At 68.0% G+C, this 23,318-nt stretch carries 24 protein-coding genes; 4 read left to right on the top strand and 20 right to left on the bottom strand.

Annotation, left to right across the window (positions count from 1 at the left end; genetic code table 11):
- Positions 1 to 13: 13 nt before the first annotated feature.
- On the bottom strand, positions 14 to 1,171 hold the full coding sequence (locus FDA38_RS36600; RefSeq protein WP_233715140.1) for a CapA family protein: 1,158 nt from the start codon (positions 1,169 to 1,171) through the stop codon (positions 14 to 16).
- A gap of 70 nt (positions 1,172 to 1,241) precedes the next feature.
- A complete protein-coding gene (locus tag FDA38_RS36595) occupies positions 1,242 to 1,526 on the bottom strand; it encodes a helix-turn-helix domain-containing protein (protein ID WP_137258760.1) in 285 nt (94 codons plus the stop codon).
- A gap of 64 nt (positions 1,527 to 1,590) precedes the next feature.
- Between FDA38_RS36595 and map the strand changes: the two genes are divergently transcribed.
- A complete protein-coding gene (gene map, locus FDA38_RS36590; protein WP_137258759.1) occupies positions 1,591 to 2,358 on the top strand; it encodes a type I methionyl aminopeptidase in 768 nt (255 codons plus the stop codon).
- Positions 2,359 to 2,749: 391 nt separating this feature from the next.
- On the opposite strand, the gene FDA38_RS36585 is transcribed toward map, so the two are convergent.
- Entirely contained in the window at positions 2,750 to 3,616 is an 867-nt protein-coding gene (locus FDA38_RS36585; RefSeq protein ID WP_170989994.1) for a GNAT family N-acetyltransferase, read from the bottom strand.
- Between the two features lie 110 nt (positions 3,617 to 3,726).
- Between FDA38_RS36585 and FDA38_RS36580 the strand changes: the two genes are divergently transcribed.
- On the top strand, positions 3,727 to 4,251 hold the full coding sequence (locus tag FDA38_RS36580; RefSeq protein ID WP_137258757.1) for a hypothetical protein: 525 nt from the start codon (positions 3,727 to 3,729) through the stop codon (positions 4,249 to 4,251).
- Between the two features lie 13 nt (positions 4,252 to 4,264).
- Here the strand turns inward: FDA38_RS36580 and FDA38_RS36575 are convergent, their stop codons facing one another.
- Together FDA38_RS36575 and FDA38_RS36570 are read right to left on the bottom strand one after the other, a co-directional pair.
- Complete coding sequence (locus FDA38_RS36575; protein ID WP_137258756.1) at positions 4,265 to 5,374, bottom strand: Rv2578c family radical SAM protein; 1,110 nt, start codon at positions 5,372 to 5,374, stop codon at positions 4,265 to 4,267.
- A 38-nt stretch (positions 5,375 to 5,412) separates the two neighbouring features.
- The gene (locus tag FDA38_RS36570) at positions 5,413 to 6,246 is read right to left on the bottom strand and encodes an NmrA family NAD(P)-binding protein (protein ID WP_137258755.1); all 834 of its coding nucleotides are present in this window, start codon (positions 6,244 to 6,246) and stop codon (positions 5,413 to 5,415) included.
- Between the two features lie 70 nt (positions 6,247 to 6,316).
- Here FDA38_RS36570 and FDA38_RS36565 point away from each other — a divergent pair, with 70 nt between their 5' ends.
- Positions 6,317 to 7,108 carry a TetR/AcrR family transcriptional regulator gene (locus tag FDA38_RS36565; RefSeq protein WP_137258754.1) on the top strand — a complete coding sequence of 264 codons (792 nt, stop codon included), beginning with the start codon at positions 6,317 to 6,319 and terminating at the stop codon, positions 7,106 to 7,108.
- Here FDA38_RS36565 and FDA38_RS36560 read toward each other — a convergent pair.
- The 10 genes from FDA38_RS36560 to FDA38_RS36515 all read right to left on the bottom strand — a co-directional run bounded on the left by FDA38_RS36560 (position 7,103) and on the right by FDA38_RS36515 (position 16,576).
- On the bottom strand, positions 7,103 to 8,065 hold the full coding sequence (locus tag FDA38_RS36560; RefSeq protein WP_137258753.1) for an endonuclease/exonuclease/phosphatase family protein: 963 nt from the start codon (positions 8,063 to 8,065) through the stop codon (positions 7,103 to 7,105). The genes FDA38_RS36565 and FDA38_RS36560 overlap by 6 nt on opposite strands.
- 57 nt (positions 8,066 to 8,122) lie before the next feature.
- The gene (locus FDA38_RS36555; protein WP_137258752.1) at positions 8,123 to 9,109 is read right to left on the bottom strand and encodes an ArsR/SmtB family transcription factor; all 987 of its coding nucleotides are present in this window, start codon (positions 9,107 to 9,109) and stop codon (positions 8,123 to 8,125) included.
- An 87-nt stretch (positions 9,110 to 9,196) separates the two neighbouring features.
- The gene (gene guaA, locus FDA38_RS36550) at positions 9,197 to 10,747 is read right to left on the bottom strand and encodes a glutamine-hydrolyzing GMP synthase (protein WP_137258751.1); all 1,551 of its coding nucleotides are present in this window, start codon (positions 10,745 to 10,747) and stop codon (positions 9,197 to 9,199) included.
- A gap of 9 nt (positions 10,748 to 10,756) precedes the next feature.
- The gene (locus FDA38_RS36545) at positions 10,757 to 10,954 is read right to left on the bottom strand and encodes a hypothetical protein (RefSeq protein WP_137258750.1); all 198 of its coding nucleotides are present in this window, start codon (positions 10,952 to 10,954) and stop codon (positions 10,757 to 10,759) included.
- Between the two features lie 19 nt (positions 10,955 to 10,973).
- A complete protein-coding gene (locus tag FDA38_RS36540; RefSeq protein ID WP_202878010.1) occupies positions 10,974 to 12,044 on the bottom strand; it encodes a cytochrome P450 in 1,071 nt (356 codons plus the stop codon).
- On the bottom strand, positions 12,041 to 12,697 hold the full coding sequence (gene bioD, locus FDA38_RS36535; protein WP_137258749.1) for a dethiobiotin synthase: 657 nt from the start codon (positions 12,695 to 12,697) through the stop codon (positions 12,041 to 12,043). Before bioD ends, FDA38_RS36540 begins: the two co-directional genes overlap by 4 nt.
- Positions 12,694 to 13,815, bottom strand: a complete 1,122-nt coding sequence (locus FDA38_RS36530) for an 8-amino-7-oxononanoate synthase (RefSeq protein WP_137258748.1) — start codon at positions 13,813 to 13,815, stop codon at positions 12,694 to 12,696. Before FDA38_RS36530 ends, bioD begins: the two co-directional genes overlap by 4 nt.
- Positions 13,815 to 15,086, bottom strand: a complete 1,272-nt coding sequence (bioA, locus tag FDA38_RS36525; RefSeq protein WP_456073114.1) for an adenosylmethionine--8-amino-7-oxononanoate transaminase — start codon at positions 15,084 to 15,086, stop codon at positions 13,815 to 13,817. The genes FDA38_RS36530 and bioA overlap by 1 nt, the downstream gene beginning before the upstream one ends.
- A 132-nt stretch (positions 15,087 to 15,218) precedes the next feature.
- Entirely contained in the window at positions 15,219 to 16,157 is a 939-nt protein-coding gene (locus tag FDA38_RS36520; protein ID WP_137258746.1) for a zeta toxin family protein, read from the bottom strand.
- Between the two features lie 2 nt (positions 16,158 to 16,159).
- The gene (locus FDA38_RS36515; RefSeq protein ID WP_137258745.1) at positions 16,160 to 16,576 is read right to left on the bottom strand and encodes a hypothetical protein; all 417 of its coding nucleotides are present in this window, start codon (positions 16,574 to 16,576) and stop codon (positions 16,160 to 16,162) included.
- A gap of 219 nt (positions 16,577 to 16,795) precedes the next feature.
- On the opposite strand from FDA38_RS36515, the gene FDA38_RS36510 reads away from it, so the two are divergent.
- Positions 16,796 to 17,041 (top strand): hypothetical protein, encoded by a 246-nt coding sequence (locus FDA38_RS36510; RefSeq protein WP_137258744.1) that lies wholly within the window; start codon positions 16,796 to 16,798, stop codon positions 17,039 to 17,041.
- An 85-nt stretch (positions 17,042 to 17,126) separates the two neighbouring features.
- Here FDA38_RS36510 and FDA38_RS36505 read toward each other — a convergent pair whose 3' ends face one another.
- The 5 genes from FDA38_RS36505 to FDA38_RS36485 form a co-directional block, all read right to left on the bottom strand.
- Positions 17,127 to 18,281, bottom strand: a complete 1,155-nt coding sequence (locus FDA38_RS36505) for a tRNA (adenosine(37)-N6)-dimethylallyltransferase (protein ID WP_137258743.1) — start codon at positions 18,279 to 18,281, stop codon at positions 17,127 to 17,129.
- 20 nt (positions 18,282 to 18,301) lie between these two features.
- Positions 18,302 to 18,490 carry a biotin synthase auxiliary protein BsaP gene (gene bsaP, locus FDA38_RS36500; protein WP_137258742.1) on the bottom strand — a complete coding sequence of 63 codons (189 nt, stop codon included), beginning with the start codon at positions 18,488 to 18,490 and terminating at the stop codon, positions 18,302 to 18,304.
- Complete coding sequence (gene bioB, locus FDA38_RS36495; RefSeq protein ID WP_137258741.1) at positions 18,487 to 19,482, bottom strand: biotin synthase BioB; 996 nt, start codon at positions 19,480 to 19,482, stop codon at positions 18,487 to 18,489. Before bioB ends, bsaP begins: the two co-directional genes overlap by 4 nt.
- 522 nt (positions 19,483 to 20,004) lie before the next feature.
- Positions 20,005 to 21,705, bottom strand: coding sequence for a GMC oxidoreductase (locus FDA38_RS36490; protein ID WP_137258740.1), 1,701 nt, complete (start codon positions 21,703 to 21,705; stop codon positions 20,005 to 20,007).
- Entirely contained in the window at positions 21,702 to 23,294 is a 1,593-nt protein-coding gene (locus FDA38_RS36485; RefSeq protein ID WP_137258739.1) for a succinic semialdehyde dehydrogenase, read from the bottom strand. The genes FDA38_RS36490 and FDA38_RS36485 overlap by 4 nt, the downstream gene beginning before the upstream one ends.
- Positions 23,295 to 23,318 lie beyond the last annotated feature (24 nt).

Genomic DNA, 23,318 nt, shown 5'->3' with positions numbered 1-23,318 from the left:
GAACCCCAACAGCTCAAAGCATTTTCGGCGCCGCCCCGAGCGACAGAACCGTCTCCGTCGTACGCCGCTCCGCCAACTCGAGCCGGCTCCGCTTCGCCACCGACGTGCCCTTCGCAAGCTCCCGCCGTACGTCGAGAAGCCGCACCGGCAGCACATCAGTCATCAACAGCGGCGCGAACTCAGCCTGCTCGGTCGACCACCGATCGCCATCCCGCTTGAACGTGAAGCGGACCAGCAGCCCCTCGGCCTTCGTGCTCTCGGGCTCGCGATGCGCGGCGACCAGATTGCCCAGCCCGTACGCGACCCACTTCCCGTTGATCTGCTCCATCGGCTGCACGACATGCGCGTGGTGACCGATCACCAGATCAATGTTGCTATCAGCAAGCAGTTCCGGCGCGACCTCCCGCTGCTGGTCATTCAGCTTGCTCGAGTACTCCGTACCCCAGTGGCAGCTGACCAACACGAGATCAGCCCCACGATCCTTAGCCTCCTGGGCCTTCCGAGCGATCGTCTTCGCATCGATCTTGCCCGCACGCCAGGTCTGCCCGTTCGGATACGGCAACCCGTTGAACCCGAACGTGAAACTCAACGAAGCGATCTTCACCCCACCGACGTCAACGATCGTCGTCTGTTCAGCCTCGGCCCGCGACCGCGCCGTACCCGCGTGCTTCAAACCCACCTTCTCCAAGGTGTTGAGCGTCCGGTCGACACCGTTCGCACCGCCGTCGAAGCTGTGGTTGCTGGCCGTCGTGCACAGGTCGTACCCGGTCTGCTTCAGCGCGCTCGCGATCTGCGGAGGCCCTTGGAAGAGCGGGTAGCCGTGGTACGGACCACCGGCAGGTGCGAGCGGGGTCTCCAGGTGCGCGATAGCGAGATCCGCCTTCTGCACAAGGGGTTTCACGCTGCTCATCAGCGGCGCGAAGTCCCAGTCCCCGCCCTTGCCGTCACGCTTCGCCGTCGTCCACAGGCGTTCGTGAAGCAGAACGTCGCCAGTCGCGACAACCGTGATCCGATCGGGCTGGTCGCCCTGTTTCGGGTTCGCGGTCGTGGTGCTCTTCGTGCCGTGATCGCTGGTCGTATCCGCGTAGGTGTCCGCGATGCAACCGGTCGTCGCCAGCGCCGCGGCGCCGGCCAGCATGCCCCCGAGCACCGCACGTCGTCGTACTGCCATCCCCACCCCCTTGTTGCCGATGAAGACGCGGCACCCAAGGATTTGGTTGGGACGGAGATCTGATCGTGTCCTACGCGATCAGGTTCGTACTGCCGGCCTTCCCTTCCGGCCGGCTGTCCTGGCAGGCGTCGACCAGGTCGTCGAGGGAGATCTCGAGCGTGGCGGCGACGGCAGCCACCGTGAACAGGGCCGGCGTCGGGATCCGGCCGGTCTCGATCTTGCGCAGCGTGTCGACCGAGACGCCGCACGCCGCAGCCACCTCGACCATGCTGCGCTCGCCGCGCGCCTCGCGGAGCAGACGGCCGAGCTGACGACCGCGTTCGCGGTCCCAGGTGGACAGAGGTGGTCGGACCATGAGTGTGATAATAGTACCGGTATAGTTATCCGGTGAAGTCGAGTCGCGAACGAGGAAGCACACGATGGTCGAGTTGAAGATGCCAGCGGAGATCGAGCAGATGCGCGAGGCCGGACGGGTCGTCGGTACTGCGCTGGCCGCGGTGAAGAAGCAGGCCGCAGCCGGGGTCTCGCTCCGCGAGCTCGACGAGGTGGCCCGCGACGTACTGCGTTCCGCCGGGGCGGTGTCGCTTTTCGAGGGGTACCAGCCGGGGTTTGCGACGTCGCCGTTCAGCGGGGTGATCTGCACCTCGGTGAATGACGCCGTACTGCACGGGTTGCCGAGTGACCTTCGCCTAGAGGATGGGGACCTCCTCAACGTCGACTGCGGTGCGTCGGTCGACGGATGGTGCGCGGATGCAGCGACCAGCTTCTGCGTCGGTACGCCGCGAGCCGAGGACCTCGAGCTGATCGCGACCACCGAGGAAGCACTTGCGGCCGGCATCGCGGCCGCCGTCGAAGGCAACCGCATCGGCGACATCAGCGCCGCGATCGGACGCATCGGCAAGCGCGACAACGTCGGCACCAACCTCGACTTCGGCGGCCACGGCGTCGGCCGCCGCATGCACGAAGACCCCCACATCGCCAACGGCGGCCGCCCCGGCCGAGGCCTCAAACTCCGCGCCGGCCACGTCTTCGCCATCGAACCCTGGTTCTGGTCCGGCCCCGGCTCGACGTACGTCATCGACCAAGACGGCTGGACCCTCCGCTCCGCCGACACCACCCGAGGCGCCCACGCCGAACACACCGTCGCCATAACCCCCGAAGGCCCCCAAATCCTCACCCTCCCCTAAGTACTGCGGTCATCCCACGCTCCGGACTACGCGCGGCTCCTTCGTCGCCGTGCTACGCCGTCACCCCACCCACCCTCCGGCTATCGCCGGAACATCCCCTTCCGGCTATCGCCGGACGTGCGCGCTTATCGCGCGGTCGACCGACACGTGTACCCGCGAACCGCACGACCGCGAGGGCACGCGAGGCCCGCGCAGTCGCCCCCGCCCACCAGGACGTGAGCCGCCGCCGCGGATCGACCGCGTCTGCGCCATCGGCGTCGGCGTCATCCGCAGCATCCGCGCCATCGGCTGCGGCGACTGCGGCGACTGGTGGGTGCCGTCGTGGTCAGGCGGGGCTGGTGCTGTCGTGTCTATTCGCCTGCGAGGTCCTCGTCGGCTACTTGCCCATCTGTCAGAGGCTATCTACGTGTCCTCCGTAGAAGGTCACGCGTGTAGCAGGGTGGAAGCCGATGGATTGGTAGAGCGCGGCGGCTGGTGGGGATTCGAAGCCGATTTTGAGGTGGCGGGCGCCGTTGGCTGCTAGGCGGTCGATGCCTGTGGTGAGCATGGCTCGGGCTAGGCCTCGGCGGTGGTATTCGTCTTCGACTCTTACCGGCTCGACGAGACCAACCTTGGTCACCGGGTCGAACCAGTAGAGCGAGTACGCGACGGCTCGGCCGTCGAGCGTCTCGATGGCGAGGTCGAGCGCTGGGTCGTACAAAGAACATCGCCGAAGGCGCTCGCCAACCTGGTCGCCGTTCCGGTGGCGCATCGGGTGCCGAGTGCCCGGTCGTTGCGTGCGGTCGACGAGGACAAAGCCCTCGGGAGGCGTGTCGATCCGCGGCCGGTCGATGGCATCCATCCAGGCAATGCTTGATCGCTCACCGGCAACGAGCCCAGCTCCGTCAACCAGTTCGCGCAGCTCGCGATCGTCATCACGCACAGGAACCTCGAACGAACCCGCCGCGTGACGCCGGACCTGCGCCACCGCGCCTGCCCAAACCTCATTCAGAGAAGGGCTCGTCGCCCCCGGGACGATGATCGGGTCACACTGCCAGACATCGTCGGCCCAACTCGTCAACAGAATCCCGGCCACCGGCCCGTCATCATCGACCCAGAACAGTTGGTCGACAACGTCCGAGCGACGCGCCTTCCGCGACCACCACTGCACATCGGCCGCCTCCCACACACCAGCCTCAGCCTCGGATAGTCGGACGCGCTGCAACAACGCAGTAGCCAGCGTCAGTGCTTGATCCCCCGGGACTTCGACTTCCCGCACAGGCAACACGCTCACCCCCTCCCCCATACGGTGGACGTATCAGGTTAGGTGGTGGGGAGGGGCGACCGGTGAGAAGGAGAGCTGTCGCCATCGTCGTGGTGGTGGGCTGCGTGGGGGTCGGCCTTGCGCTTCGGGGGTCTGACGATCCGGAGCGCGTCAACGAGGGCGATGCTTTCGGCAAGGCGGACGGTTCATACGAGATCGGCATTCACACCGCGCGGATCAACGATGACGTCTGGTACTTCGCGCCGGCCATCACCAATCAGTCGTCGGAGAAGTTGATGCTGGAGGACGTCGAGCCCGGAACCTTGCCCGACGGTCTGAGCTTTGTCGGAGCCAGACTCTTCGACAAAGAGGCGTTCATCGCCGGCATTCCGATGTCGTGGGACAGCAGCGGTGGCTCAGCCAACGATGATCCGTCGACGAAGCCGTCAACGGCGGTCGAGGGCTTCACGCTCCTCCCGGGACAGACGTTGCCGGATGACAAGATCGTCTACTTGCATCTGCGGGTCACCACCAGCCGGCGGCCGCTCAAGTCCGATGGCGTCAGGTTCATCTACGAGCAACGTGGCAAGCGTTACGCACAGACGCTGAGCGCGAATCTGACGATCGCTCCATCAACACCTCAGCGATAAGCGGCAGCCGGCGTCAGAAGAGAGGTTGTTGATCCGGGACTTCTGGCGGTGGTTGGCGGCGGGGTGGGGGGCGGAAGCGGGTGGTGGTGGGGTCGGGGTCGCCCCAGCCGGATTCTGCGCCGTCGACGACGCCGGTGGGATTCATGCCGTTGATGGGTTTGGAGCGGTGGGAGGAGCCTCGGCCGAAGCCGTGTTTGTCGAGGAGGGGACGGGCCTTGTCCTCGAAGGCTTTGCGGTAGCTGGGGCTGGCGTAGGAGCCGTGGGCGTAGAGGGATTCGTAGCGGGAGACCAGGTCGGGGTGGTCGTGGGCGAGCCAGCTCATGAACCAGTCTTTGACGCCGGGGCGTAGGTGGAGGATGAGCGTGGTCACACCGGTCGCCCCCGCTTCGGCCAGTTGGGCGAAGAGATGGTCCAGGTGGTCGGCGGAGTCCGTCAGCCAGGGCAGGACGGGCGCGACCATGACACCGCACGGGAGGCCCGCCTCGCGGATGGCGCGGATGAGATCCAGGCGCCCGCGAACCGACGGTACGCCGGGCTCGAGGCGGCGGCGTAGCTCTTCGTCGCCTAACGCCAATGAGATGCCGATGCCGACCCGCACTTCGCCGGCCGCTGCAGACAACAGCCCCAGGTCTCGCCGGAGCAAGGTGCCCTTGGTCAACACCGACAGGGGTGTGCCGGACGCCGCGAGGGCTTCGATGATGCCGGGCATCAGGCGGTAGCGACCCTCAGCACGCTGGTAGGGATCAGTATTGGTGCCCAGGGCAACTTGCTCGTGGTTCCAGGACGGGCGGGCCAGCTCACGTCGCAGTACGTCGGCAACGTTGGTCTTCACCACGATCTGGCGGTCGAAGTCCTGGCCGGTGTCGAGCTCCAGGTACTTGTGGGTCGGTCGAGCGAAGCAATACCTGCAGGCGTGCGTGCACCCGCGATACGGATTGACCGTCCAGTTGAACGGCAGACCCGTGCCAGGCACCGAGTTCAGCGCGGACCGCGCAACTACCTCATGGAACGTGATCCCCTGGAACTCCGGCGTCGTCACCGACCGGACCAGCCCCGCGATCAACCCGAGCCCCGGCAAGGTCCCCGGAGTCTCGACGTCGATTTGCTGACCGGCCCATCTCATGCCATATAGTCGAACACATGTTCGAGCTTGCAAGCAAGTCAGCGAAAGGCGTCGGCGTTGGCGAGCGCCCATTCGCGGTACGTCAGCGCGGGCCGGCCGATGAGCTCGGGCACCGCCGGCTCGGGCTTCATCGGCCACTCCGCCATCATGCGGAAGCCATCGAGCAACCACTGCGCCGTCTCCAGTCCGATCGCTGGCGCAAGTTCGTCGAGGTATTCCTGCGGCGTCTGTTCGATGAAGCGCACCTCGCGCCCGATCGCCTCCGCAATCTGTTCGACTTCCTCCGGCGGCGTAAGCGCCTCCGGCCCACTCATCATGATCTTCTGGCCGTTGAAGCGTTCCGACAGCAGCACCACCCGCGCCACAGCGGCGATGTCCCCGAGGTCGATCGGCGTCTGCACAGCCCCGGCGTACGGCGCTCGTACGACGCTCTCGGCCTTGATCGACGGTGCCCAGCCGAGCGTGTTGTTCATGAACTGGCCCGGTCGCAGGAACGTCCAGTCGAAGCCGCCCGCCTCGATCGCGCGCTCGATCCAGTAGTAGTGCCACGCCGACGGATCCCCCTGCGCCTCATACTCGGCCGGCTCCCCGGACAGTACGACGACCCGCCGTACGCCGGCATGCTGAGCACAGCGGACGAAGTCGTCGACGTACGCCGGAAGCGGCGCGAGGTAGACCGTGTCGATGCCGGCCAACGCAGCCGGAAGCGTCGAAGGCCTGCCGAGGTACCCGCGAGCGATGTCCACCTCGTCCGGCAACGCCGCCCGGGCCGGATCGTTGGTCAGCGCCCTGACCTCCGCACCCGCCGACACCAACTCGTCCACGAGCAACCGCCCCACGCTCCCGGTCGCCCCTGTCACCAAGATCGTCATGCCACTCCCCTCTCGCCGACAATTCTCGTAGGGTATACGAGAATTCAAACCACCGCCTATCGTTGTCGACGTGAGCGAGCGCCGGAGCGGTCAGGGTCAGCCAGACAAGACGCTGGCGTTGCTGTGGCGAAACCACCGCCGCCCAACGGCCGAGCCAGGACCGAACGAGCCTGCCAGGCAGCGCGGCGCGGGCCGGCGACCGTCGCTCAACGTGGACGATGTCGTGCAGGCAGGCATCCGGCTGGCGGACGAGCAAGGACTCGCGGCGGCGTCGATGGGCGGCCTCGCCAAGGAGCTCGGCGTCGGCACGATGACGCTGTACACGTACGTGCCGTCGAAGGACGAGTTGCTGGATCTGATGGTCGACCAGGTGCTCGTCGAACGCGAGCTGCCCGGCCCAGGTGCATCACGCCCCGACGACTGGCGCGCGCAGGTGGAGATCTACTCGCAGCAGACCCGCGCGATGTTCCAGCAGCACCTCTGGATGTCGCAGGTCTCGACGATCCGCCCGCCGGTCGGCCCGGGCATGCTGGCCGGCCGCGAGTACCTGCTGTCCGCGGTGATGGGCCTCGGCCTCAGCGCGACCGAGACGAACACGGCCGCACTCGCGATCACGACGTACGTCGACTCCGCGGCCCACCTCGAGGCCGAGAGTCGACTCGTCGAGCGCGCCACGGGGCAGACCAACGACGCCTGGTGGTACGAGCGGAACGACCTGTGGGAGACGTACTTCGACGTCGACAGGCATCCCACGATGACCGCGATCTGGCATGCGAACGGCTACGAATCCACCGCAGCCGACTCGTACCGCTACGGCCTCGACCGCCTGCTCGACGGCATCGAAGCCATGAAACCCCTATAAATCAAGGGAGATCCAGGCGGGATCATGATCCGTCCCGTCCCGCGCCAGCTTGCGACGACGGCCGATGAACGAACCGGTCAACCGCGGCGCCAGCGCCGGCGACAACCAGATCTGGTCGATCAGATCGAACGTCCGCGGCTGCCCGGACTCCTTGAACGTCGACGTCCACGCCGGGCTCGCCGGCAACTCCACCGTCGTCTGCACAGTCCCGACCTCGGTCGGCGCCGTCAACGCGCTGACCAGCCCGGCCTTCTCGTAGGCGACCAGCGCGGGCGAGTCCGGAGTGTCGTTCATGTCGCCGCACAGCAGATACCGCTGCCGCGTGCTCATCCGCGACGCCATGATCCGCACGATGGTTTCGGCCTGCTGCGTCCGCAACAGCTGCGCCGCCGCCTCGGCCGCAGCCTGGTCCGGCACCTTGAAATCGACGTACTTCGACTTCAGGTGCGTGCCGAACACCGTCAGGATCCGCCGGCCGCGGTCGTCCAGGATCTCCGCCTCGACCAGATCGCGCGAGAAGATCGGCCGATCCGGTACGTCGGGATGGAACGTCCGCTGATAGCTCGTCACCCCGCCGATCGGCCGGCGCGACAGCAGCCCGATGTCGATGAACCGCGTCGAGTCGTTGCCGTCGATCACCATCACGTGCTGGTACGCGCCGTTCAGGTGGTCACGGTTGAACTCCCGCAGTACGTCGACGTTCTCGACCTCCTGCACGATCCAGACGTCGACGTCCGGAGCGAGCAGCCGCTCCGCCACCCGGTTGGTATCCTCGGGCTTCTTCGCTGTCAGCAGCTTGCCGTTCCCGTCGAGCTGCAGCCGCCGCCGGTGCTCGTCGTCGAACGTGTACGTCGCCGGCACCGAGCCGGTCCCGTTCGCCAGCACGTCGACCGCACCCTCGAAGTTCCACCGGTCGAACAGGTTGTTCAGGTTGAACGTGCCCACCGTGAGAGCCATGTCCCCCACCTCCCCTAACGGAAAGGTACGCCGCCGTCACGAACTCCAAACGAACTTTCAGGTGCGGATACCCGACAAAACATCGGCGCCGACCGGATTGAGACTGTGCCGGACGGAGCTGCCGATTCGGTGCGTCGTAACGAGGCCCGTGTCGTGCAGGATCCTCGCGTGTTCGCTGGCCGACGCCATCGAGATCCCGACGCGCGCCGCCAACTCACTGGTCGAACACGCGCCGATCGAGATGCCCTTCAGCACAAGCGCTCTCGTCTTCCCCAGCAGATCGGCAACGGCGCGATCGCGGTCCGGACGCCGTACGACGACCTCCGGCGCACCAGGGTCGTGCCGCACCGGGTAAACGAGCACGGGTGGCAGCGTCGGGTCGAGCAGCATCATCGGGTACTTCCAGCAGAAGAACGACGGCACCAACCGCAACCCCCGGCCTTCCAGGTACAGGTCGCGGTCGATGTGCGGCGTGTCCACCGAGAGCACCGGCGCCTCCCAGCGCAGTGACTGATGCAGCTCCGGGATCAGCGACTCGAACCCGTTGCTGGCCACGGTGTCGTTGTGCCGCGCAACGGCCGGCTGGATCGTGGTCGCGATCATCGGCATCTGCGGCGCGATCTTGGTCCGGTGGAACGAACGCAGGCCATGCACCAGCCGGGACATCACCTTCGTGTCACCGGTCGCGAGCCGCCGGGTCCAGGCCGGCAGCCGGACGCTGTCCGACAACCGCCGCAACTCCGACCTCAGCTGAACAGCGGGTGTCGCCGCGACCGCGGTCAACCCGGCATCGAGTCCGTCCCCCGCCGCCCGCGGCGTGAGGAAATCCGGCGAGTACCCGACCGGCGGCGTCAACGCGAGCAGCTCCTGCTCGAGCGCGCTCAAGCGGGATCTCGCCCGCTCCCGCCAAGCCCCGAAGAGCTCCGGCTCCTCGTCCCCTTGCAGAATATGGAGCCCCAGCAGGACCTCCCACAACGGATCCGGCCGCTGCGCGATGGTCGTCCTGGCCAGGTCCGTGCATTCGAAATGAATGCGGAACACCACGACCCCCTCCCCCGAGGAAGTCACCCACCGTGGTCAGTAGGCGACCCTTCGACAGTAACAGCCGAAGGGTTCACCCGCTGTGACGAATTACTCCCACTCGATCGTGCCCGGGGGCTTGCTCGTGACGTCGAGGGTTACGCGGTTGATCTCGTCGACTTCGTTGGTGATGCGGGTCGAGATGCGCTCGATCACGTCGTACGGCAAGCGGGCCCAGTCGGCGGTCATCGCGTCCTCGCTGGTGACCGGCCGCAGTACGACGGGATGCCCGTACGTGCGGCCGTCGCCCTGGACGCCGACCGACCGGACGTCGGCCAGCAGGACCACCGGGAACTGCCAGATGTCGCGGTCGAGACCGGCCGCGGTCAGCTCGGTCCGCGCGATCAGGTCGGCCGCGCGGAGGATGTCCAGCCGCTCGCGGGTGACCTCGCCGATGATCCGGATGCTCAGGCCGGGGCCCGGGAACGGGTGCCGGTAGACCATGGTCTCCGGGAGGCCGAGCGCCAGGCCGAGCTCGCGGACCTCGTCCTTGAACAGCGTCCGCAGCGGCTCGATCAGGCTGAACTGCAGGTCGTCGGGCAGACCGCCGACGTTGTGGTGCGACTTGATGTTCGCCGCGCCGGTGCCGCCGCCGGACTCGACCACGTCCGGGTAGAGCGTGCCCTGGACCAGGAACTCGATGTGCCGCTCGGCGTCCACCTTGCGCGCGGTCACCTCGAACGTCCGGATGAACTCCCGGCCGACGATCTTCCGCTTCTGCTCCGGATCGGTCACCCCGGCCAGCGCGGACAGGAACTGCTCCTCGGCGTCGATCGCCTCGAGCCGGATCCCGATCGCGGCGACGAAGTCCTTCTCGATCTGCTCGGACTCGCCGGCCCGCTGCAGACCGTGGTCGACGTACACACAGGTCAGCTGGTCGCCGATCGCCTTGTGCACCAGGGCCGCCGCGACCGCGGAGTCGACGCCGCCGGACAGCGCGCACAGCACCTGCTTGTCGCCGACCTGCTGCCGGATCAACTCGACCTGCTCGTCGACGACGTTGGTGGTCGTCCAGTCGCCCTTGCAGCCGGCGATCTGGTAGAGGAAGTGCTCCAACACAGCCTGCCCGGCCTGCGAGTGCAGGACCTCCGGGTGCCACTGAACGCCGGCCAGCCGCCGGTCCAGGTCCTCGAACGCCGCGACCGGCGCCCCCTCGGACGCAGCCAGTACTGCGAAGCCGGCGGGCGGCGCGTGGACGGCGTCGCCGTGCGACATCCACACGTTCAGGTCCTCGGGGATGTCCGCGAGGAGCGTGCCCGGTTCGCTGACGGTGACCGGCGTACGGCCGAACTCGCGCAGGCCGGTACGGCGTACGTCGCCGCCGAGCGTCTGCGCCATCGCCTGGAAGCCGTAGCAGATCCCGAACGCCGGTACGCCGGCCTCGAACAGCCCGGTCTCGACCCGCGGCGCGCCCTCGGCGTACACCGACTGCGGGCCGCCGGACAGGATGATCGCCTTCGGCTCGCGTGCCAGCATCTCCTCGACCGGCATCGAGTGCGGCACGATCTCGGAGTACACCTTCGCCTCGCGCACGCGGCGCGCGATCAACTGCGCGTACTGCGCTCCGAAGTCGACAACCAGGACCAACTCATGCTCTGCCACCCGCAAAGCCTATCGGTGCAGGTCAGCAGGGCTGTAATCCGCAGGCCGGGCGGTCACCGGCAGCGGGTCGCTGGTGATCTCCAGGCCCGGGAAGCGGCGTCGCATCGCTGCCTCGTAGCGGGTGGCGGCGGCCTGGTCGCCGATGTAGTCGGAGATCTGGTGCGGACCGAACCACAGCCGCACTCGGCACCGGGAGGATGAACTCACGAGCGCGACGCTAGCGACGTCAGTTGTCCCCGGTGTTACCGTCCGTTACAACCAGGAGACGCTTCGGCGCGCGGAACGAGAGCAGGTCGATCATCGGCGGCTCGTCCACCAGCCGCACACCGGCCAGCAGTTCCCGAGCACACTCCAACGCCACCCGAGCCTCCAGCCGAGCAAGCCCGGCGCCGAGGCACCGGTGGATGCCGATCCCGAAGGCCAGATCGGCAGGCCCACCATGCCCGCTCAACCCAAGCAGAACCGGCGCCCCCGCCGGCACCTCCGCCTCTCCAATCACAGTCGGCCGAGCAGCAACCCGCCGCCAAGTCGGCACGGAGGAAGCCTCCCGGAGCACTTTCTCCACAACTCCAGCCGGTTCGATCAGCTCACCAACGGACCGGTGGAAGGCGGTGGAGATCAGTTGGGTGGTGGTTTCCTGGCCGGCTATCAGCAGGAAGTAGCCGACCGCGCAGACTTCCTCATCAGTCAGGCCGAGGGAGACCAGCGTCCCGAACAGATCGTCGCCGGGCGTCTTCCGCGCAGCCGTCGTCCGAGTCCGCAGCCACGCGTAGAACTCGGCCGCACTGTGAGCCAGCTCCAGCTGCCGATCCTCGTCCGGCCAGCCCCAGAACAGTTCGAGCGAGTCCAGGCTCCAAGCCTTCAACGCAGGTACGTCGACGTCCGCGACACCGAGCAAGTGGAGCAACACAAGCGCCGGCGGGTCCGCCGCGATCGCGTGCACGAGGTCCACCTGCTCTCCGGCCGCGAGACGCACCGACGCCGCCTCGACCCGCGCAGACGTCAGCTCACGCGCAAGCGGCTCAACAGCAGCCACCCGCGCCGGACTGAAGAACCGCGCAACCGCAGCCCGGATCGGCCGGTGCGACTCACCCGCGTTGTTCGCCAGCGTCGGCGGCAGCGCGAACCCGACCCCCGACAGCACCCGCAACGCCTTCACCGACAGCGGAGTATGTGCGAGTACGGCGTTGTCCGGCCGGAACGTCTCCGGATCCAGCAACACCTCCCGCGCCAACGCCGGATCGTCGACAACCCAGTAGCCCAGCGCCTCGTCGTACCGAGCCGGACAACCGCTCACTCGAACCAGCTCGGGACCGCGGCCTTGAAGGCTTCCTGGTCGAGCGATCCCGCGCCGGCGGGGATCCGGCCGATGACCGGCACTCCTGTCACCGCCGGCAGGTCCGCCAGGTTGCACTCCTCGGCGAGGTCCGGCTGCTCCGGCCACGAGCCGATCACGAGCCCTTCAATCGGCAGGCCTCGCGATCGCAGCGCCTCGACGGTCAGCCCGGCATGGTTCAGCGTCCCCAGGCCGGCCCGCGCGACCACCACGAAACAGAACGGTGTCGTCAGCTGCCCGGCAAGATCCGCAAGGTTGTTGCCCTCAGCATCCAACCCGACCAGGATGCCGCCGGCGCCCTCCACCAGCACGGTGTCGTTCGTCAGGGTCAGCTGGTCGATCGCCTTGGCGTGGGCGGCGACCGGCGGCAACGTGACGCCCTGCCGTCGCGCGGCCGTGGTCGGCGCCAACGGATCGCGCAGGCGGACGCCCTCGTGCAGCTTGGTCAGACCGGTCAGCCGGTGTACGTCGTCGAGGTCCCCCGGCTCGTCCGGCCCGACCCCGGTCTGCGCCGGCTTGACGACAGCGACCGTCCCGACGGCCCGGACAGCCAAGGCGGCGGTGGTGATGGTCTTGCCGACCTCGGTGTCGGTGCCGGTGACGAGGATGATCATGAGACCTGCCCGATCGCGTCGACGATCACCGCACACGCACGGTCGAGATCGTCGCTGGACAGACCTGCGTGGGCGGTCAGACGGAGCCGGGAGACTCCATCAGGCACAGACGGCGGCCGGAAGCTGCCGACGAGTACGCCGTTGCGCCGGCACACCTCCGCTGCCTCGACCGCCTGCTGCGGGCCGGGCATCGGGACCGACACGACCGCTCCCGACGACGGCGGTACGTCGCACGCCGCCGCCAGCCGAGCCGCCGCCGCGTGAACCGCAGCGGGACGATCCGGCTCGGCCTCGAGTACGCCGAGCGCTGCCAGCGCGGCTGCGCAGGCGGCCGGGTTCAGGCCGGTGTCGTAGATGAACGGGCGCGAGCGGTTGATCAGGTGCTCGCGCAGAACCCGCGGCCCGAGGACGACCCCGCCCTGGGAGGCCAGCGACTTCGACAGCGTCATCGTGACGACCACATGATCCAGTCCGGCGAGCCCCGCGGCGTGGACCGACCCGCGCCCGCCTCCGGTGACCCCCAGCCCGTGGGCCTCGTCAACCAACAGCACGGCCCCACGCGCAGCGGCAACAGCTGCCAACTCGGTCAGCGGCGCTTCGTCGCTCAGCACACTGAACACCGACTCAGTCATCACAACAGCGTGTGGTTCGTTGCGCTCGGCAAGTACCTTCTCAACGGCTTCCACGTCGTTGTGCGGGACGATCTCGACGCGGGACCGTGCCAGCCGACACGCGTCCACCAGCGACGCATGGATGTGTTCGTCGGATACGAGCAGAGTTCCGGGGCCGCCGAGCGCGGTGACCACGCCGAGGTTGGCCAGGTACCCGGACGAGAACGCGAGCGCGGACTCCTGACCCACATAGGCAGCCAGCGCGGACTCGAGCTCCTCGTGCAAGGTCGTCGTACCAGTCACAAGCCGCGACGCCGTTGCTCCAGAACCCCACATCCGCACCGCGTCAGCGGCGGCCGTCATCACGCGCGGATCACGCGCGAGACCCAGATAATCGTTCCCTGCAAGGTCGATCAGGTCGTCGTCCGCGTCGCGCGCACGCAGCCGCCGGGTGAGACCCCGCGCCTCCAACGCGGCCGCCTTCGGGGCGAGCCAGTCCTCGAGCATCAGCCGGCCTCCTCGATCGCGCCGGTGATCCCCGCCGCGATGATCGCGATCTCCTCGTCGGTGCAGACGTACGGCGGCATCGTGTAGACGAGGTCGCGGAACGGGCGCACCCACACCCCACGCCGCAAGGCCGCATCAGTCATCCGCGGCAGATCCACCGGCCCACCGAGTTGTACGACGCCGACCGCGCCGAGCACGCGCACGTCCTTCACCGCAGGCAACTCGCGCGCCGCGGCCAGGCCCGACGACAGCCCAGCAGAAATCGCGCCCACCCGCGCGGCCCAGTCCTGGGACAGCAGCAGATCGATCGAGGCCAAGGCGACCGCGCAGGCGAGCGGGTTCGCCATGAAGGTCGGGCCGTGCATCAAGGCGCCGCCCGGGCCGTTCGAGACGGTCTGGGCGACATCCGTCGTACAGAGCATCGCTGCGAGCGTGAGGTAGCCGCCGGTCAATGCCTTGCCGACGCAGAGGATGTCGGGCTCGACGGAGGCGTGTTCGGAGGCGAAGAGTGTGCCGGTGCGGCCGAAGCCGGTGGCGATCTCGTCGAGGATGAGGAGGAAGCCGTGGCGGTCTGCCAGCTCACGTAGTACTCGCAGGCAGGCAGGGCTGTACGGATACATGCCGCCGGCGCCTTGGAGGATCGGTTCGACGATGATCGCGGCGATCTCGTCCGAATGTTGCTCGGCAAGCGCGGCGACGGACTCAGCCCAAGCCTGCAGCTCAGGATCGTCGGCAGGGCGGTCGAAACCGGCGGGCGGCTGTGGGCCGAAGACTTGTTCCTTCAGTGCGCCGGTGAAGAGCGAATGCATGCCGTTGACCGGGTCGCAGACGCTCATCGGGGCGAAGGTGTCGCCGTGGTAGCCGCCGCGGACCGTCAGCATCCGGGTCCGGCCGTTGTTGCCGCGGGCAACCTGGTACTGCAGGGCGAGCTTGATCGCGACCTCGACCGAGACCGAGCCCGAGTCGCAGAAGAACACATGCCGCAGCGGCGCAGGCGTGATCTCGACCAGCCGCTCGGCCAGCCGGATCGCCGGCTCGTGGGTGAGCCCGCCGAACATCACGTGGCTGAAGTCGTCGACCTGGCTCTTCACCGCGGCGTCGAGCACCGGGTTCCGGTAGCCGTGGATCATGCACCACCAGGACGCCATCGCGTCGATCGCCTCGACCGTCCCGCCGGCACCGTCGTCCAACTGCAGGCGCACGCCGGACGCGCCCCGGACCAGCCTGACCGGCGACGGCTCGGTGAGCGACGAGTACGGATGCCAGAGCAGCGCCGAATCCTGCTGTAGCAGTCCATTGACCGACTGTGACACCGTCTCCCGCCTCCATCCTGAGGATCCACCACGGTAATCGCTGGGCGCCGTCGGCGGCGTCGCGGGTGGCCAGGATGTGGGCGACGTCTCCTACTGCTGCGTGCCGGCCGTTGCGATATGCAACGTCACCGCGTCCGGATGCAACCGCGACCGCGCCATCGCGGTCACCGTCTTTCCGCCTTCGACCGACTCGTCGCGAATCCACTGCACCGGCGCCGCCAGCCCGATCCGGGCGACCTGCGAAGCGGTCTCCAGGAAGTTCCGCGACTCCACCACGGTCCACGGCCGGTCCCGCTCGTACGTGATCGCCTCGGCGGTCCGCACCGGCCGCTGCCACTGCCCGTCGGCGGTGCGCTGGTTGCCGTACAGCAACTGCCCGTCCGGACGCAGTACGGCGATCCGGTCGGTCCACTCGCCCGCGTCGATCAGCTCGGCGGCACGCAGTACACCGGCGTACCCGGCGTCGTGGACGCTTTGCGGTGCGAGCCGGGCGAACCCGTACGCCTCCAGACCGCGCAGGTGACGCTCGAGGACGCCGAGTCGGCTGAGGGCCTCAGGTACTGCGAGGATCGCGACCTCGACCTGGTACCCGGCGGCCTTGAAGCGCTGGGCCGAGTCGGCGAACGCGTCCGGGTCGAGGAGCTCGGTCTCGACGATCGCGTCGTACCGCTGCTCGAGCACGTGCGCCTCGGCCATCGCGTACCAACGCCGCCCCTCGGCCTCGACGTCCTCGCTCGGCGTCGGCGGTACGTCGGTGATCGGCTGGTAGAAGCGTGGGTGGTACGGCTCGTAGGCGGCCGGGTTGAGGATGATCGGACGACCGCGGTGGCGCAGGATCGCGGCGACCAGCGCCGTGATCGTGGCTTTGCCGTCACCCGGCTGACCGCCGACGAGCACCACCACCGGCTGCTCCTGCCGGCTCCCGCCGAGCTGGTCGGGCACGATCAGGTCGCGGAAGATCCGCGCACTCTCCCCCGCATCCAGCAACTCCCGGTCGGCCGCCGACCCGGTCCCCCACAGACTCGTCACGACTACTCCAGTGTCCCGTCGTCGTCCTCGTCTTCGTCACTCTCGTCCTCGTCGACGAGGTCGTCGTCCGCACCGTCGTCGTCGGCTTCGTCGGCTTCGTCATCGACGTCGTCATCATCGTCTTCGTCTTCGTCGTCGATGATGAGCAGGTCGTCGGCCTCTTTGCGGATCCGCTTGATCGCTCGCGTGTCCAGCGGGGTGAGCTCCAGCCCGCGCGCCGCCCAGGCCTGCTGTTCGGTCCGCCGGCTCGTCGCGACCTCGGGATCGGCCGCGACGTCCTCGGCCGTGATCGGCCTGGCATAGAAGCCGATCGCCTGCCGCACACCCTCCTGCGCGATCTCGAACGCCATCGCATCCGGCGCCGACCACCTCGCCGTACCGAGCTCGGTGAGCACGTTGACGGCGGCGACGTTAACCACACGTGGACTTTAGCTGATCGTCCGGGTCACGCCGGCACCGGAGCACACCGCGCTGAACGACAGATGAACCCCTGGCGCAGTTATGTTTCCAACGCTGCGACGGGAAGGGAACCGGCTACCCGATCGCAGCGTCTGCTTCTTCGCAAACCACGTCAGCTTGAACGCAACCTCAAGCATCGGAAAGCCGCGGTGGGCGCGGCTCGCACGGATGGGACAGTCATGGCTTTCGGTAGGTCAAACAACAACAACAGCAACGGCAAGAAGAAGAACGAGGCCGAGCACACCTCGGGAGCGCGTCCGTCCACCGAGCAGACGCACCAGGAAGGCCAGACCCGGCGCCAGAAGGACCAGGGTGGCCGAAAGGCGCACAAGGCCGGCCGGGTGAAGCTCAACCCGAACACCGCCAACGGCCGGGCTGCAGCCGCAGCCAAGAAAGCCGAGAAGAAGAAGGGCAACGGCCGCTAACAGCGGCTGATGCTGCGGGCCGTCCGGCAAGGACGGTCGCGGTGGCCGGGGCGATCGCGGTGCGGTCTGCCCCGGCTTGCTGTTGTCAGCGGCGCCGGGAGCCGCGGTTGGAGGGCCGTCCGGCCTGGCCGCCGCGACCCGATCTACCACCGCCGTGCTTGCCACCGCTGCCGGCGGCACCGCCGGATTTGCCGGCGGTGTCGCCCGAGCTGCGGCGTGCGGCACCCGACTTGCCGGAGCCGCCGGGCTTGCTTGGCGTAGACCGTGCGGCCGGGGCTTCGAGGGCGGACTTGACCGCGTTGAAGGCGTCGTTGGCGTTGCGGGCCGGGCGGACGCCGGTCAGTTTGGGGATGGCCGCGCGCTGCCGGCGGGTGTGGGTCTGGATGCGCTCGACGACCCGGCTCCGGACCTCGTCGCGATCCGCGTCGTTCAGGTTCTCGACCGCCTTACCCCGATCGAGCGCCACGTCGAACCACTCGGTGTACCCGTGCGTGTGGACGACCTGGTTGGGCGACTTCTGCCCCAACCGCCGGTACTGCGACATCACGTCGTACCGCTCGTCCAACCCGAGCACCTCGTCGCGCAGTCCGAGCTCGACCTGACGGTCGTACGTCGCCGCAACCCGCTCATCGATCTCGCTCGCGGACCGATCGACCGACAACACGACCTGCCGGGTAGCCGGCGCGACCGCCCGTTCCGGATCGTTGCCCATGGCCCGTGCCAGTGCGTTCACGATCGCGTCGTAGTTGTTCTCGTGGATCTTCCCGGCGCCCTTCGGGTCGAGCCGGGTGAGTACGGCGTACGCGTCCTCGGCCATGCTGCGCGGGAAGTCGCGGCGGATCGCGTTCCGCGCCTCGGCGACCGCGTCCACCTCCCAGCCCTCCAGCAGCGAGCGGACATAGACACTCGTACCGCCGACGATCACCGGCACGCCGCCGGACGACCAGGTCTCCTCCATGTGCCCGCGCGCCTGTGAGACGAACGTCTCCAGCTCGAGCTTCCGCACCGGCTCGGTGACGTCGATCATCGTGTGCGGGATGCCGCGCATCTCTTCGGGCGTGGTCTTGCTGGTGCCGATGTCCATGTACCGATAGACCTGCCGCGAGTCGGCGGAGACGACCATCGTCGGCAGCCCGAGCTCGTCCTGGATCCGCAGACACAGGTCGACCGACACCGCGGTCTTGCCGGCCGAGGTCGGCCCGTACAGAGCGACCAGCAGGCGAGGGACGGCGTCGGGCATGCCCACCAGCCTAGCCGGGCTCAGCCCGAGGTCAGTTCACCGTGGACCGAGCAGCGCGCCGACCAGCCCATCGGGTGGACCTGGACGACCATCCGGCGGCGGCACTCAGCGCAGTACCGCGGCGGCTCCAACGCGAGCGCCCAGCCGCAGTCGTCGTGCCCACCGGCGGTCAGCTCCAGGCCGCAGCGGCCGCAGTACACCTCGGTCACAACGTCTTCTGCAGCTCTTTCACCGGCATCTTCAGCTCGGTGAGCAGGTCGAGGTCGGCCGTCGCCGGGCGGCCCAGGGTGGTCAGGTAGTTGCCGACGATCACGGCGCTGATCCCGCCGAGCAGCCCCTCCCGCGTACCCAGATCGCCGAGGGTCAGCTCGCGGCCACCGGCGTACCGCAGGACCGTGCGCGGCATCGCGAGCCGGAACGCGGCGATGGTCCGCAGCGCGTCCTTGCCGTCCATGACCTCCATGTCGCCGAACGGCGTACCGGGCCGGGGGTTGAGGAAGTTCAGCGGCACCTCGTGCGGGTCGAGCTCGGCCAGCTGGGCGGCCAGCTCGGCACGCTGGTCGAGCGTCTCGCCCATCCCGACCAGTCCGCCGCAGCACAGCTCCATGCCCGAGTCGCGGATCATCAGGCAGGTCTCCCAGCGCTCCTCGAACGAGTGTGTGGTGACGACGTCGCCGAAGTACGACCGGGCCGACTCGAGGTTGTGGTTGTACCGGTGCACGCCCCAGGACTTCAGCTCGTCGACCTGCTCCTGGGTGAGCATGCCGAGCGAGCAGGCGATGTTGATGTCGACCTCGGCGTTGATCGCCTCGATGCCGGCCTTCACCTGGCTCATCAGCCGCTGGTCCGGTCCGCGCACCGCGGCGACGATGCAGAACTCGGTCGCGCCGGTCTTCGCGGTCTCCTTGGCGGCCTCGACCAGCTCGGGGATGTTCAGCCAGACCGACCGGACCGGCGAGGTGAACTGACCGGACTGGGAGCAGAAGTGGCAGTCCTCGGGGCAGCCGCCGGTCTTGAGCGAGATGATCCCCTCGACCTCGACCTCCTCGCCGCACCACTTCACCCGGACGTCGTGCGCGAGCGCGAGCAGTTCGGGCAGCCGGTCGTCGGGAACGTTGAGAACCTCGACCAACTGCTCCTGGCTCAGCCCCGTGCCCTGCTCCAGAACCTGCTCACGTGCCACGTCCAGGATGTCGCTCATACCTTCTCCTGCCTCATCAGAACGGTCGGCTCAGAGTAGGTCAGACGGGTACGCCGGTTCTGCGGCGGGCGTCACGTGCAACACCTCGAACCGAAGTGCCTCACGACCACTCTCCGCACTCCCCGGAAAAGAATCTGGATATTTCTGCGGAACCTCGTAACCCCCCGTAGATGGGCTCGTTGATGTGTACGAAGGCGGTTACCGCAAGGAAGACCGCCACCTGATTACCAGGAGCAACAAAAGCTGATCATTACGATCAGCACGCAGAGTGGTCACAAGGCCTCGAAGCGCTGGGAATCGGATGTAAGGTAGTAACCAAGAGCTCGGGTCGCCAGCCATGGTTGGTGACCCGATCCCAAAGCGCCGGGCGCCTCACCCCGGCTTGAGTGGGTCCCTCGGGAAACGATTTGGGCGGAAACGTTCCCGAGGGACCTGCTCCCTTTTCTGAAGCTTTTCCAAAACCTCAGCAAAGTTACTGCTGAGGTTTTTTCATTTGCCTTTGAGGTATTCCTCGCAGTTTTGTTACGGCTTCGTCACGGACTGTTTCGGGAAGATCGGGAGCCGGAGCGCACCGGGTGCGTCATCCGGGACGACCGGGTTCGACGGCTTCACCGGTTGCACCCGCTGGTACGCCGTACCGATCGCCGGCCGCGGGTCGTCGCCGCCCTTGTTCGGCCAGAACGACAATGCGCGCTCGGCCTGGGCGGTGATCGTCAGCGACGGGTTCACGCCGAGGTTCGCGGAGATCGTCGAGCCGTCGACGATGTGCAGACCGTCGTACCCGTAGACCCGGTGGTACGGGTCGACCACGCCGGTCTCGGCCGAGTCGCCGATCGCGCAGCCGCCGATGAAGTGTGCGGTCATCGGCACGTTGAACGGCTCGCCGATCGTGCCGCCCGGCGTACCGTTCATCAGCTTCGCCATCCGCCGGACCACCTGGTTCGCGACCGGGATCCAGGACGGGTTCGGGGCGCCGTGGCCCTGCTTGGACGTCAGCCGCCAGCGGCCGAGCCGGTCCCGCTTGCCGTACGTCGTGATCGAGTTGTCCGCGGTCTGCATCACCAGCGCGATCACGGTCCGCTCGGACCAGTGCTTGAGGTCGTACAACTTGCGGATGTTCCTCCGCTGTACGCCGAGCTCCCGCAGCCAGGTCCGCCAGCGCGGCTTGTCCCCGTCGCCGTCGGTCAGCACGGTCTGCAGCAGCGACATCACGTTGCTGCCCTTGCCGTACCGGACCGGCTCGATGTGGGTGATGTCGTCCGGATGGAACGACGACGTGATCGCGACCCCGCGGCTGTAGTCGACGTCGCGGTCCTTCGAGATCGCGCCGAGCAACGACTCCGAGTTGGTCCGGGTCAGCACGCCGAGCCGGTCGGACAGCTGGCGAAGCTTTCCCTCGTCGCGCAGCCGGTGCAGCAGCTTCGCCGTACCGAGAGCCGACGCGGCGAAGATCACTTGCTGCGCGGTGAAGCGCCGGGTGAGCTTCTTGTTGGAGGTACGGCGGGTGTCAACGGCGTACCCGCCGCCGGCCAGCGGCTCGACCGAGGTCACGGTGGTCAGCGAGTAGACCTCCGCGCCGGACTTCTCGGCCAGGTAGAGGTAGTTCTTCGTCAGCGTGTTCTTCGCGTTGTGGCGGCAGCCGGTCATGCACTCGCCGCAGTCGATGCAGCCGGTACGACGCGGGCCTGCGCCCCCGAAGTACGGGTCGTCGACCTCGACACCCGCCTCACCGAAGAACACGCCGACCGGCGTCGGGTGGAACGTGTCCCCCACGCCCAGATCGTCGGCGACCTGCTTCATCACCTTGTCCGCGGGCGTGAAGCCCGGGTACGTCGTGACGCCGAGCATCCGCTTCGCCTGGTCGTAGTACGGCGCGAGCTCGGACTTCCAGTCGGTGATGTGCGCCCACTGGCGGTCGGCGTAGAACGCGGGCAGCGGTTCGTACAGCGTGTTCGCGTAGACGAGGCTGCCGCCGCCGACCCCGGCGCCGGACAGGATGATCACGTCGCGCAGCGCGCTGATCCGCTGGATGCCGTACATGCCGAGCTTCGGCGCGAACAGAAACCGCTTGGTGTCCCACGAGTTCTTCGCGAACGTAGTGTCCTCGAACCGCGCACCGGCTTCGAGTACGGCGACCCGGTAGCCCTTCTCGGTCAACCGCAGCGCCGACACCGACCCACCGAAGCCGGACCCGACGATGACGACGTCGTAGTCGAAACTCACGGGCGGCCGATCTTCTTCAGCACCCGGAGCGCGCCGGTCATCAGCTCGGCGAACTTCTCGTCGGACAGGCCGTGCGAGGCTGCGATCGGGATCAGTCGTTGGGTGGCGATCGCCTGCGGTTCGACGTACCGGCGGATGCCTTCGACGCCCTGGCGGCGGCCGAGGCCGGACGACCGCATGCCGCCCATCGGTGTGTCGATCGAGCCGAACGTCGCGCCGTACCCCTCGTTGACGTTGACCGTGCCGGCCATCAGCTGCGCGGCGACCGCGCGACCACGGCGGCCGTCGCGGGTCCAGACGCTCGCGTTCAGGCCGTACTCGCCCTCGTTCGCGCGCTGGATCGCCTCGGACTCGTCGGAGAACCGGTAGATCGAGACGACCGGCCCGAAGGTCTCGTTGTCGAAGCACTCCATCGCGGGCGTGACGCCGGACAGCACGGTCGGCTCGTAGAACAGCGGCCCGATATCCGGTCGCGGCTTGCCTCCGGCCAGCACCGTGGCGCCCTGCGCGCGGGCGTCCTCGACATGGCGGGTGACCGTCTCCAGCTGCGCCTTCGAGATCAGCGAACCCATGTCGACGTCCCAGCCGCTGCCGGCCGAGAGGCGGAGCTTCTTCACCCGGTCGACGAAGGCCGTGACGAAAGCGTCGTACACCTGGTCGGCGACGTACAGCCGCTCCATCGAGACACACAGCTGGCCCGCGTTCGCGAAGCACGCGCGTACGGCGCCTTCGGCGGCACGGTGGATGTCGGCGTCACGCAGTACGAGCATCGGGTTCTTGCCGCCGAGCTCGAGGCTGCAGCCGATCAGCCGCTCGCCGCATTGCTTCGCGACGAGCCGGCCGGTCCTGGTCGAGCCGGTGAAGCAGATGTAGTCCGCGTTCTGGATCAGGGCACCGCCGACGGTCGGGCCGTCACCATTCACCGCGAGCCAGGCCTCCCGCGGCAGGCCGGCTTCGTACAGCAGCTCGATCCCGCGGAGTGCGGTCAGCGGGGTCTGGCTGTCCGGCTTGTGCACGACCGTGTTGCCGGCCAGGATCGCGGGCAGCCCGTCGCTGATCGCCATCGTCAGCGGGTAGTTCCAGGGCGAGATGATGCCGACGACACCCTTCGGCACGAACCGCTCCTCGGCGCGGGTCAGCACCGGGAAGATGCCGAGCTTGCGCTGCGGCTCGAGCAGTTCCTGCGCCTTGCGACCGTAGTACCGAGCGGTCAGCGCGACGTGCGCGAGCTCCTCGAACGCCTGCTTCCGCGCCTTGCCGGACTCGCGGATGATCAGGTCGACCAGCTCGTGCCGGTGGTCGAGGACCAGGTCGTGGTACCGCAGCAGGATCGCGGCGCGCTCGGCGAGCGGCACCCGTCGCCAGCTCTGCTGCGTCTTCCGGGCCAGCCGGACCGCCGCGACCACGTCGTCCTCGCTCGACACCGGCAGATCCGCGATCGGCTGCCCGGTGGCGGGTGCGTACGACGTCCTCGTACCTGCCGTCGCCCGCAGCAGCCCCGACAACCGGCGGATGACCGACTGATCGGTCGCGTACGACGCGGTCGGATCGAGCTCCGGATCCGCGGGAATCGACGTCTGCTCGCTCATCTGCCTAGGCTACCTGCCGGTAAT

It is taken from the genome of Kribbella jiaozuonensis (assembly GCF_005233875.1).
Classification (GTDB): Bacteria; Actinomycetota; Actinomycetes; order Propionibacteriales; family Kribbellaceae; genus Kribbella; species Kribbella jiaozuonensis.
This window is presented reverse-complemented; position numbering and strand designations above follow the sequence as displayed.

Coding starts and splice junctions, on each gene's coding strand:
- FDA38_RS36560 (WP_137258753.1), bottom strand. CDS start 8,065: ATGGCTCTCACGGTGGGCACGTTCAACCTGAACAACCTGTTCGACCGG.
- FDA38_RS36595 (WP_137258760.1), bottom strand. CDS start 1,526: ATGGTCCGACCACCTCTGTCCACCTGGGACCGCGAACGCGGTCGTCAG.
- FDA38_RS36600 (WP_233715140.1), bottom strand. CDS start 1,171: ATGGCAGTACGACGACGTGCGGTGCTCGGGGGCATGCTGGCCGGCGCC.
- FDA38_RS36505 (WP_137258743.1), bottom strand. CDS start 18,281: ATGCCCGACGCCGTCCCTCGCCTGCTGGTCGCTCTGTACGGGCCGACC.
- map (WP_137258759.1), top strand. CDS start 1,591: ATGGTCGAGTTGAAGATGCCAGCGGAGATCGAGCAGATGCGCGAGGCC.
- FDA38_RS36485 (WP_137258739.1), bottom strand. CDS start 23,294: ATGAGCGAGCAGACGTCGATTCCCGCGGATCCGGAGCTCGATCCGACC.
- bioB (WP_137258741.1), bottom strand. CDS start 19,482: ATGAGCGACATCCTGGACGTGGCACGTGAGCAGGTTCTGGAGCAGGGC.
- FDA38_RS36570 (WP_137258755.1), bottom strand. CDS start 6,246: ATGACGATCTTGGTGACAGGGGCGACCGGGAGCGTGGGGCGGTTGCTC.
- FDA38_RS36575 (WP_137258756.1), bottom strand. CDS start 5,374: ATGAGATGGGCCGGTCAGCAAATCGACGTCGAGACTCCGGGGACCTTG.
- FDA38_RS36530 (WP_137258748.1), bottom strand. CDS start 13,815: ATGCTCGAGGACTGGCTCGCCCCGAAGGCGGCCGCGTTGGAGGCGCGG.
- bioD (WP_137258749.1), bottom strand. CDS start 12,697: ATGATCATCCTCGTCACCGGCACCGACACCGAGGTCGGCAAGACCATC.
- FDA38_RS36510 (WP_137258744.1), top strand. CDS start 16,796: ATGGCTTTCGGTAGGTCAAACAACAACAACAGCAACGGCAAGAAGAAG.